This window comes from Streptomyces sp. NPDC032940, from assembly GCF_040636935.1.
Lineage (GTDB): Bacteria > Actinomycetota > Actinomycetes > Streptomycetales > Streptomycetaceae > Streptomyces.
The window spans coordinates 1-9825 of record NZ_JBEZVJ010000065.1; the positions used below are offsets into that span (position 1 = coordinate 1).

General features: G+C 71.0%; 8 protein-coding genes. 2 read left to right on the forward strand and 6 right to left on the reverse strand.

All coding sequences use genetic code 11. From position 1 onward, the window contains the following. From AB0E77_RS33855 to AB0E77_RS33880, 6 genes are all read right to left on the reverse strand, one after another. Positions 1 to 668 (reverse strand): LacI family DNA-binding transcriptional regulator (locus tag AB0E77_RS33855; protein WP_361578749.1); only part of this gene is annotated, 668 nt, incomplete at its 3' end. Between the two features lie 130 nt (positions 669 to 798). Next, a complete protein-coding gene (locus tag AB0E77_RS33860) occupies positions 799 to 1119 on the reverse strand; it encodes an L-rhamnose mutarotase (RefSeq protein ID WP_361578752.1) in 321 nt (106 codons plus the stop codon). Between the two features lie 17 nt (positions 1120 to 1136). After that, complete coding sequence (gene rhaS / locus AB0E77_RS33865) at positions 1137 to 2225, reverse strand: rhamnose ABC transporter substrate-binding protein (protein WP_361578755.1); 1089 nt, start codon at positions 2223 to 2225, stop codon at positions 1137 to 1139. 56 nt (positions 2226 to 2281) lie between these two features. Next, positions 2282 to 3322, reverse strand: coding sequence for an ABC transporter permease (locus AB0E77_RS33870; RefSeq protein ID WP_361578758.1), 1041 nt, complete (start codon positions 3320 to 3322; stop codon positions 2282 to 2284). Beyond that, positions 3315 to 4370, reverse strand: coding sequence for an ABC transporter permease (locus tag AB0E77_RS33875; RefSeq protein WP_361578761.1), 1056 nt, complete (start codon positions 4368 to 4370; stop codon positions 3315 to 3317). Before AB0E77_RS33875 ends, AB0E77_RS33870 begins: the two co-directional genes overlap by 8 nt. Next, positions 4367 to 5896 (reverse strand): sugar ABC transporter ATP-binding protein, encoded by a 1530-nt coding sequence (locus AB0E77_RS33880; protein WP_361578764.1) that lies wholly within the window; start codon positions 5894 to 5896, stop codon positions 4367 to 4369. The genes AB0E77_RS33875 and AB0E77_RS33880 overlap by 4 nt, the downstream gene beginning before the upstream one ends. Before the next feature lie 406 nt (positions 5897 to 6302). Here AB0E77_RS33880 and rhaI point away from each other — a divergent pair, with 406 nt between their 5' ends. Together rhaI and AB0E77_RS33890 are read left to right on the forward strand one after the other, a co-directional pair. After that, the gene (gene rhaI, locus AB0E77_RS33885) at positions 6303 to 7469 is read left to right on the forward strand and encodes an L-rhamnose isomerase (protein ID WP_361578767.1); all 1167 of its coding nucleotides are present in this window, start codon (positions 6303 to 6305) and stop codon (positions 7467 to 7469) included. A gap of 175 nt (positions 7470 to 7644) precedes the next feature. After that, positions 7645 to 9684 (forward strand): bifunctional aldolase/short-chain dehydrogenase, encoded by a 2040-nt coding sequence (locus AB0E77_RS33890; RefSeq protein ID WP_361578770.1) that lies wholly within the window; start codon positions 7645 to 7647, stop codon positions 9682 to 9684. The last annotated feature ends 141 nt before the right edge of the window (positions 9685 to 9825 follow it).

Sequence of the window (9825 nt, forward strand, 5' to 3'; positions counted from 1 at the left end):
AGGCGCTCGGTGGGCAGCTCCCGCAGCGCCTCGGGACCGAGCCCCGCCTCGGCGAGCGCGTTCAGGGCTCCCGTGCGCCGGTCGCGGACCTGGTGCAGTTCGGGCGGGCCGCTGACGTAGGCGACGGAGCGGTGCCCGGCGTCTATGAGATGACGTACGGCCAGCGCGCCGCCGGCGACGTCGTCGACCGAGACCGAGCACTCCGTGGCTCCCTGGGCTACCCGGTCGACCAGCACGAAGGGGATGTCGTGGCGCCGGAAGGCGGCGACCGTCCGGCCGGTGGCGTCGGCCGGGGTCAGCAGCACGCCCCGCACCCGCTGTTCCGCGAAGAGGGACAGGTACTCGGCCTCCTCCCCCGCGTTCTGGGCGCTGTTGCAGACCATGACGCCCAGTCCGGCCTCCCGGGCGGCCCGTTCGGCGCCGCGCGCGACGTCCACGAAGAAGGGGTTGCCCATGTCGAGGACGAGCAGCCCCATGATCCGGCTGCGCCCCGCGCGCAGCTGGCGCGCGGACTCGCTGCGGACGTAGCCGAGTTCGTCGATCGCGCTCAGGACACGCGCCCGTGTGTGGGCGGACACGGTGTCCGGGCGGTTGATGACGTTGGAGACCGTGCCGACGGAGACTCCGGCGGTACGGGCGACGTCCTTGATACCCACCGGCTGGGCCATGGGGCACTAACCTCCAAAAGGTCGAAGGGCGACAGGGGCGCCGGGAACGCCACCTGCCGCCTTGCGATGGGCCGGTGCGGGGAGAGGGCGTCGTGTGCGCCCTCTCCCCGCACCGTTGTCCGGGCGGTCGTCAGGCGAGGTGGAAGACCTCGGTGAGGGGCTTCATCGCCTCGTCGGGACGCGCACCGTCCAGTGCCTCGAAGAAGGGCGCCATCTCCCGCTGCCAGCGCGCGTTGACCTCGGTCGCCTCCATGCCGTCCAGGGCGGCCTGGAAGTCGTCGGTCTCCAGGTAGCCGACGAGGAGGCCGTCGTCGCGCAGGAAAAGGGAGTAGTTGCGCCAGCCGGTGGCCGTGAGCGCGTCGAGCATGTCCGGCCAGACGGCGGCATGGCGCTCACGGTACTCGGCGAGCCGGTCCTGTCGGACCTTGAGCAGGAAGCAGACGCGCTGCATCGACGGTCCCCAGACCTCTAGAAGTTGTACTGGTCGATGTTCTCGGCGTTGAACACGGTCGGCTTGCCGAGGCTGATGACGCCGTCCTTGCCGATGGTGAACTCGCCCATGGCGCCGGCCTTGAAGGTCTCGCCCTCCTTGCCGGTGATCTGGCCCGACTCCAGGGCGACGGCGGTGCGCGCGGCGAGCTCGCCGAGCTTGGCCGGGTCCCACAGCTCGAACGCCTCGACGGTGCCGTTCTTGACGTACTTGCGCATGTCGTTGGGGGTGCCGAGGCCGGTCAGCCTGACCTTGCCCTTGTACTTGGAGCCGGACAGGTACTGGGCGGCGGCCTTGATGCCGACGGTGGTCGGGGAGATGATCCCCTTCAGGTTCGGGTACTCCTGGAGGAGGCCCTGGGTCTGCTGGAAGGACTTCTGGGCGTCGTCGTCGCCGTAGGCGACCTTGACGAGCTTGATGTCCTTGTACTTGGGGTCCTTCAGCTCCTCCTTCATGTAGTCGATCCAGGCGTTCTGGTTGGTCGCGGTCTGCGCGGCCGACAGGATCGCGATCTCGCCCTTGTAGCCGATCTGCTCGGCGAGCAGCTGCACCTCTGTGCGGCCGAGGTCCTCGCCGGAGGCCTGGGAGACGAAGGCGTTGCGGCACTCGGGCTTGGTGTCCGAGTCGTAGGTGACGACGCTGATGTCGTTGTTCATGGCCTGCTTGAGGGCGGTGCACAGGGCACCGGGGTCCTGCGCGGACACGGCGATGGCGTCGACCTGCTGCTGGGTGAGGGTGTTGACGTAGGAGACCTGGCCGGAGGTGTCGGTGCCGCTGGAGGGGCCGACCTCCTTGTAGTCGGAGCCCAGTTCCTTCAGCGCCTTCTCACCGCCCTTGTCGGCGCTGGTGAAGTACGGGTTGTTGACCTGCTTGGGCAGGAAGCCGACGGTCAGGCCCTTCTTGGTCGCGGCGTTCGGGTCCGCCTTGCCCGCGGCGGCGTTGCCGGCGCCTTCCTTGGCCGCGTCGTCCTTGGTGGTGCCGCCGCAGGCGGTGGCGCCGAGGGCGAGGGCGGCGGTGACGGAGACGGCGATGGTCAGGCGGCGGGCTCTGGTCGAGGCGTGAGACATGGTGGGTCCTGGTTCTTCCGGTACGGGAGGGTGGGTGCTGAGCGTGGAGCGGTGGGTCAGGTGGTGACGGTCGGGGGTGCGGCGGGGGCGGCGGCCGCCGCCTTCCTGCGTGCTCTGCCGCGCGCGACCTCGCGGCCGATGCGCGGGGCCAGGACGGACAGGACGAGCAGGACGCCGGTGACGACGATCTGCGACTGCGAGGAGACGTCCTGCAGGCTCATCACGTTCTGGAGCGTGCCGAGCAGGAAGACTCCGGCGATCGCGCCGCCGAGGGTGCCCTTGCCTCCGTCGAAGTCGATGCCGCCGAGCAGCACCGCGGCGATGACGGACAGCTCGAGGCCGAGCGCGTTGTCGTAGCGGGCGCTGGCGTAGTGCAGGGCCCAGAAGACGCCGGTGAGGGAGGACAGGACGCCGGTGCTGACGAACATGGCCAGCTTGAGCCGCTTGACGCGGACCCCGGCGAACCGCGCCGCCTCCTCGCTCGCGCCGACGGCGAACAGGGAACGGCCGATGGAGGTGGCGTGCAGGATCACCGCGGCGACCGCGAACAGGACGAGGAAGGGGATCGCGGCCTTGGGCACGAAGGAGTCGCCGATGCGGCCGGCACCGAAGTCCAGGTACTGCATCGGGAAGTCGGTGACCGAGTCGGAGCCCAGGACGATCTGGGCGATGCCGCGGTAGGCGGCCATGGTGCCGATGGTCACGGCCAGGGAGGACAGCCCGAGGCGGGTGACGAGCAGGCCGTTGACGAGTCCGCAGACCACGCCGAGCAGCAGGCACAGCACGATGATCGTCTCGATCGCCATGCCCTGGTTCCACAGCGCGCCCATCACCGCGCCGGACAGGCCGGCGGTGGATCCGACCGACAGGTCGACCTCGCCGGAGACGACCAGCATGGTCATCGGCAGGGCGATCAGGGCGATGGGGAGGGTGTTGCCGATCAGGAAGGACAGGTTCAGCGCGTTGCCGAAGTTGTCGATGAAGGAGAACGAGCAGATCAGCAGGGTCAGCAGCAGGGCGCCGACCATGGTGTCCCAGCGCACCGCGCCGCTCAGCCGGGCCAGGGGCGAGGTCGTGGGGGTCTTCGGGTCAGACATGGCGTGCACTCCTCATCTGTGCGGCCTGCTTGCGCAGCACTGAGGCGACTCGCAGTGCCAGGATCCGGTCGACGGCGATGGCCAGCAGCAGGAGGATGCCGTTGATGGCGGTGACCCAGACGGAGCTGACGCCGAGGGCGGGAAGGACGCTGTTGATGGATGTCAGCAGCAGCGCGCCGAGCGCGGCGCCGTAGACGCTGCCGGAGCCGCCGGTGAAGGCGACGCCGCCGACCACGACGGCGCTGACGACGGTCAGCTCGTAGCCGTTGCCGGTGGCGGAGTCGACGTTGCCGAACCGGGCCAGGTAGAGCGCGCCGGCGAAGCCGGCGAGGGCGCCGCACAGCACGTACGCCGTCATGATGCGCCTGCGGACGGGGACGCCGGCGAGGGTGGCGGCCTCGGGGCTGGAGCCGAGGGCGTACATGTCGCGGCCGCTGCGGTAGCTGCGCAGGTAGTAGCCGACGGCGAGGAGGACGGCGGTGGCGAGCAGCGCGAGGTAGGGGACGATCCAGACGCCGCCGGAGCCGAAGTCGACGAAGCCGTCGGGCAGGGCGTCGGCGGTGATCTGCCGGGAGCCGACCCAGATGGAGTCGATGCCGCGGACGATGTAGAGGGTGCCGAGGGTGACGACCAGGGCGGGGACCTTGCCGAAACTGACCAGGGCGCCGTTGAGGAGGCCGAAGACGGCGCCGAGGGCGACGGCGAGCAGCACGGCCGTCACGGAGCTGCCGCCGTTGTGCAGATGGTTGCCGGCGGCGAAGGCGCTGATGCCGAGGACGGAGCCGACGGACAGGTCGACGTTGCGGGTGATGACGACGACGGCCTGTCCGGTGGCCACCAGCACCAGGATGGTGGCGTTGAGCAGCAGGTCCTTGACGCCCTGCTCGGACAGGAACTCGGTGTTGGACACCTGGGTCGCCAGGAGCATCACGACGAGGACGGCCGCCACGGCGAGTTCGCGGGCCTTGAAGACCTTGTCGATCAGTCGGCGGCCCGCGGTGGGGCCGGGCGGTGCCTGTTCGCGCACCGGCGGAGCGGTCACGGTCATGCCGCCTTCCTCCCTCGGTCGGCGCGGCCGGTGGCCGCCGCCATCACGGTTTCCTCGGTCGCCTCGGCGCGGGGGAGCTCCGCGGTCAGCCGGCCCTCGTGCATGACGAGCACGCGGTCGGCCATGCCGAGGATCTCGGGCAGGTCCGAGGAGATCATCAGGACCGCGACCCCCTCGGCGGCGAGCGACGACAGCAGGCGGTGCACCTCGGCCTTGGTTCCGACGTCGATGCCGCGGGTGGGCTCGTCCACGATCAGCACCTGGGGCCGGGTGGCGAGCCACTTGGCGAGGACGACCTTCTGCTGGTTGCCGCCGGACAGGGTGCCGACGAAGTCGGCGAGGCGGGCGTACTTCACCTGGAGCTTGACCGACCAGTCCACGGCCCGGCTGCGTTCGGCGCCGCGGCTCATCAGGCCGCCGCGGGTGGTGTCGCCGAAGCCGGTGAGGTTGATGTTGCGTTCGATGGACATGTCCATCACCAGGCCCTGGGCCCTGCGGTCCTCGGGGACCAGGGCGAGGCCGGCGTTCATGGCGACGCTGGGCGCCCCCGGCTTGAGCTTGCGGCCGAGGACCTCGACCTCGCCGCCGTCGAAGCGGTCGACGCCGAACACGGCGCGCGCCACCTCGCTGCGGCCCGCCCCGACGAGCCCGGCCAGACCGACGATCTCGCCGCGCCGCACCTCGAAGGAGACGTCGGTGAAGACGCCCTCGCGGGTCAGCCGGCGCACGGTGAGGGCGACGTCCCCGATCTGTGTGGCCTGCTTGGGGTAGAGCTCGTCCAGGTCCCGGCCGACCATGCGGCGCACCAGGTCGTCCTCGGTCAGCCCGTCCAGGGGCTCACTGCTGATCCAGGCGCCGTCGCGGAGCGTGGTGACGCGCTGGCACAGTCCGAAGATCTCCTCCAGGCGGTGGGAGATGAACAGGACGGCGGCGCCCTGGTCACGCAGGGTGCGCACGACGCCGAAGAGGCGGGCGACCTCGCTGCCGGTCAGGGCGGCGGTCGGCTCGTCCATGATCAGCACGCGGGCGTCGAACGAGAGCGCCTTGGCGATCTCGACGAGCTGCTGGTCGGCGATGGACAGGCCGCGGGCCGGCTGGTCCGGGTCGAGGTCGACGCCGAGACGCCGGAACAGGTCGGCGGCGGCCTGCTTGACGGCCTTGTGGTCGACGCGGCCGAGGGAGCGGGACGGCTGGCGGCCCACAAAGATGTTCTCGGCCACGGACAGGTCGGGGAAGAGCGTCGGCTCCTGGTAGATGACGGCGACGCCGGCGTCCCGGGCGTCGGCGGGACCGTGGAAGACGACCGGTTCGCCGTCCAGCAGGACCTGGCCCGCATCCGGCCGGTGCACGCCGGCGAGGGTCTTGATCAGGGTCGACTTGCCTGCGCCGTTCTCGCCGGCGAGGGCGTGGGCCTCTCCGGCGTACAGGTGCAGGCTGACGCCGCGAAGCGCGCGCACCGCGCCGAAGGACTTGCTCACCCCCTCCAGTGCGAGCACCGGAGCGGTCTCCGGTTCAGGGTGCGTCATTGCATGTCTCCATGGTGTGCCGAGGGTGTGCGCTGAGAAGAAGCGGGGGCTCCAGGGGCGCTGTCCGCGCTGCCGACCCGCGATGAATTGTTTCAATGAGTTGCCGGGAAGCTAGCCCCGCCCGTCGCCCAGGTCAAGGGGTTGCGCGGAAATCGGCCGGCGGGCGGCCTCCCACACCCGCCCTCCCCTTCGCCATCAGGGCATTGGAGTGCAGGAAAAGCGGCTCCAGCGCCCTGCGGGCCAAGCGACGGCACGATTGGATAACGCCCGGCGGCCGGCTGCGCCAACCCTTGACGCGACTGCGGCGAGCGATTAACTTCCGCAGCACACTGAATCGATTCACAGATGTGCTCTTCCGCTTCGTCAGCCCCTTGTGCGGGCTGCGCCGACGCCACTTGAGGTTGATATGCCCGACATCGCCGCGGTGAAGGCCGCGCTCACCCAGCAGCGGATCGAGACCCCTTCCTGGGGCTACGGCAACTCCGGCACCCGGTTCAAGGTGTTCGCCCAGGCCGGTGTGCCGCGCACTCCGCGGGAGAAGCTGGACGACGCGGCGATGGTGCACCGGTTCACCGGCATCGCGCCCAAGGTCTCGCTGCACATCCCCTGGGACCGGGTGGAGGACTACGCGGCGCTCGCCGAGCACGCCGAGAAGCGCGGCGTGGAGCTGGGGGCGATCAACTCCAACACCTTCCAGGACGACGACTACAAGCTGGGCAGCGTCTGCCACCCGGACCCGAAGGTGCGCCGCAAGGCCGTCGACCACCTCCTGGAGTGCGTCGACATCATGGACGCCACCGGGTCGAAGGACCTGAAGCTGTGGTTCGCCGACGGCACGAACTACCCCGGTCAGGACGACATCGTCGCCCGGCAGGACCGCCTGGCGGAGTCCCTCGCCACGGTCTACGAGCGTCTGGGCGACGACCAGCGGCTGCTGCTGGAGTACAAGTTCTTCGAGCCGGCCTTCTACACCACGGACGTCCCGGACTGGGGCACCTCGTACCTCCAGTGCATGAAGCTGGGTGACAAGGCGCAGGTCGTGGTGGACACCGGGCACCACGCGCCCGGCACCAACATCGAGTTCATCGTGGCCCTGCTGCTGCGCGAGGGGAAGCTGGGCGGCTTCGACTTCAACTCGCGCTTCTACGCCGACGACGACCTGATGGTCGGCTCCGCCGATCCCTTCCAGCTCTTCCGGATCCTGCACGAGGTCGCCAAGAACGGCGGCTTCGCCCCGGAGACGAACGTGGCCTTCATGCTCGACCAGTGCCACAACATCGAGGCGAAGATCCCGGCGGTCATCCGCTCCGTGATGAACGTGCAGGAGGCCACCGCCAAGGCCCTGCTGGTCGACCTCGACGCGCTCGCCGCCGCCCAGCGGGACGGTGACGTCCTCACCGCGAACGCCGTCCTCATGGACGCCTACAACACCGACGTGCGTCCGCTGCTGCGGGAGCTGCGCGAGGAGCAGGGCCTCCACCCGGACCCCGTCGCCGCCTACCACGCCTCCGGCTGGCAGGAGCGGATCACCGCCGAGCGGGTGGGCGGGGAGCAGGCCGGCTGGGGCGCCTGACCGGCCCGCGCACGCCTGCCGACCGCGCCGACGCCGACGCGCATCCTGAGTGGCGCCCCGCCGCCCTCAGCCGCACGAAGCCCGCTCTCGCATCCCGCTCTCCCGAAGCCCCTGCACCAACCCCCCCCCCCCCGCACGAAGCCTCTCAGCCGTTCTCAGCCGAAGGATCACACCCATGGCCACCCACCCCGAAGTCTCCGCGCTCCTGGGGCGCTCGAACCGGCTCGGTGCCGACGCCCGCAACACCAACTACGCCGGCGGCAACACCTCCGCCAAGGGCACCGACACCGACCCCGTGACGGGGGGTGACGTGCAGCTGATGTGGGTCAAGGGCTCCGGCGGCGACCTCGGCACGCTCACCGAGTCCGGCCTCGCGGTGCTCCGTCTGGACCGGCTGCGCGCCCTCGTCGACGTCTACCCGGGCGTCGAGCGCGAGGACGAGATGGTCGCCGCGTTCGACTACTGCCTGCACGGCAAGGGCGGCGCCGCTCCCTCCATCGACACCGCGATGCACGGACTGGTCGACGCCGCCCACGTCGACCATCTGCACCCGGACTCCGGGATCGCGCTGGCCTGCGCCGCCGACGGCGAGAAGCTGACCTCCGAGTGCTTCGGCGACTCGGTGGTGTGGGTGCCCTGGCGCCGCCCCGGCTTCCAGCTCGGCCTGGACATCGCCGCCGTCAAGGAGGCCAACCCGCAGGCCATCGGCTGCGTCCTCGGCGGGCACGGCATCACCGCCTGGGGCGACACCGCCGAGGAGTGCGAGCGCAACTCGCTGCACATCATCCGCACCGCCGAGGCCTTCCTCGCCGAGCGCGGCCGGCCCGAGCCCTTCGGCCCGGTGCTCGACGGCTACGCGCCGCTGCCCGAGGCCGAGCGCCGGGAGCGCGCCGCGGCCCTCGCGCCGCACGTCCGCGCGGTGGCCTCCCAGGACCGGCCGCAGGTCGGCCACTTCAACGACGCCGACGTGGTGCTGGACTTCGTCGCGCGCGCCGAACACCCCCGGCTCGCCGCGCTCGGCACCTCCTGCCCCGACCACTTCCTGCGCACCAAGGTCCGCCCGCTCGTCCTGGACCTGCCGCCGGCCGCGCCGCTGGAGGAGGCGGTCGCGCGGCTGAAGGAACTGCACGCCGAGTACCGCGCCGAGTACGCCGCCTACTACGAGCGGCACGCCACGCCCGGATCCCCCGCCATGCGCGGCGCCGACCCCGCCGTCGTGCTGGTCCCGGGCGTGGGCATGTTCTCCTTCGGCAAGGACAAGCAGACCGCCCGTGTGGCCGGCGAGTTCTACGTCAACGCCATCAACGTGATGCGGGGCGCGGAGTCCGTCTCCACGTACGCGCCGATCGAGGAGTCGGAGAAGTTCCGCATCGAGTACTGGTCCCTGGAGGAGGCCAAGCTCCAGCGGATGCCGAAGCCGAAGGCGCTCGCCACCCGCGTCGCGCTGGTCACCGGTGGTGGCAGCGGCATCGGCAAGGCCATCGCCCACCGGCTGGCGGCCGAGGGCGCCTGTGTCGTCGTCGCCGATCTGAACGGTGACAACGCGCAGGCCGTCGCCGACGAGCTGGGCGGACCGGACCGGGCCGTCGCGGTCACCGTGGACGTGACCGACGAGGAGCAGATCAGGCGCTCCTTCGCCGAGGCGCTGCTCGCCTTCGGCGGCGTCGACCTCGTCGTCAACAACGCGGGCATCTCCATCTCCAAGCCCCTGCTGGAGACCTCGGCCAGGGACTGGGACCTCCAGCACGACATCATGGCGCGCGGCTCCTTCCTGGTGTCGCGGGAGGCCGCGCGGGCGATGATCGCGCAGGGGCTGGGCGGCGACATCGTGTACATCGCGTCCAAGAACGGCGTGTTCGCCGGACCGAACAACATCGCGTACGGCGCCACGAAGGCCGACCAGGCCCACCAGGTGCGGCTGCTCGCGGCCGAGCTGGGCGAGCACGGCATCCGCGTCAACGGGATCAACCCGGACGGTGTGGTGCGCGGTTCGGGGATCTTCGCCGGCGGCTGGGGCGCCCAGCGCGCCGCCACGTACGGCATCGAGGAGAACGAGCTCGGCGAGTTCTACGCCCAGCGCACCCTGCTCAAGCGCGAGGTCCTGCCCGAGCACGTCGCGAACGCGGTGCTCGCGCTCACCGGCGGGGAGCTGACCCACACCACCGGTCTGCACATCCCGGTCGACGCCGGTGTGGCCGCGGCGTTCCTGCGCTGACCGCCCGGCGGGACGTGTCGCCCGCCGTCCCGCCGGGTGACCGGCTCGTCCCCGGGGCGCGCTGCCCTGCCCCGGGGACGGTCGCGGGCCGGGTCGCAGGACCGGGTACTGGGCGGCGATGAGGTCGGCGACGCGGCGGTT

Coding starts and splice junctions, on each gene's coding strand:
- AB0E77_RS33870 (WP_361578758.1), bottom strand. CDS start 3,322: ATGTCTGACCCGAAGACCCCCACGACCTCGCCCCTGGCCCGGCTGAGC.
- rhaS (WP_361578755.1), bottom strand. CDS start 2,225: ATGTCTCACGCCTCGACCAGAGCCCGCCGCCTGACCATCGCCGTCTCC.
- rhaI (WP_361578767.1), top strand. CDS start 6,303: ATGCCCGACATCGCCGCGGTGAAGGCCGCGCTCACCCAGCAGCGGATC.
- AB0E77_RS33860 (WP_361578752.1), bottom strand. CDS start 1,119: ATGCAGCGCGTCTGCTTCCTGCTCAAGGTCCGACAGGACCGGCTCGCC.
- AB0E77_RS33875 (WP_361578761.1), bottom strand. CDS start 4,370: ATGACCGTGACCGCTCCGCCGGTGCGCGAACAGGCACCGCCCGGCCCC.
- AB0E77_RS33880 (WP_361578764.1), bottom strand. CDS start 5,896: ATGACGCACCCTGAACCGGAGACCGCTCCGGTGCTCGCACTGGAGGGG.
- AB0E77_RS33890 (WP_361578770.1), top strand. CDS start 7,645: ATGGCCACCCACCCCGAAGTCTCCGCGCTCCTGGGGCGCTCGAACCGG.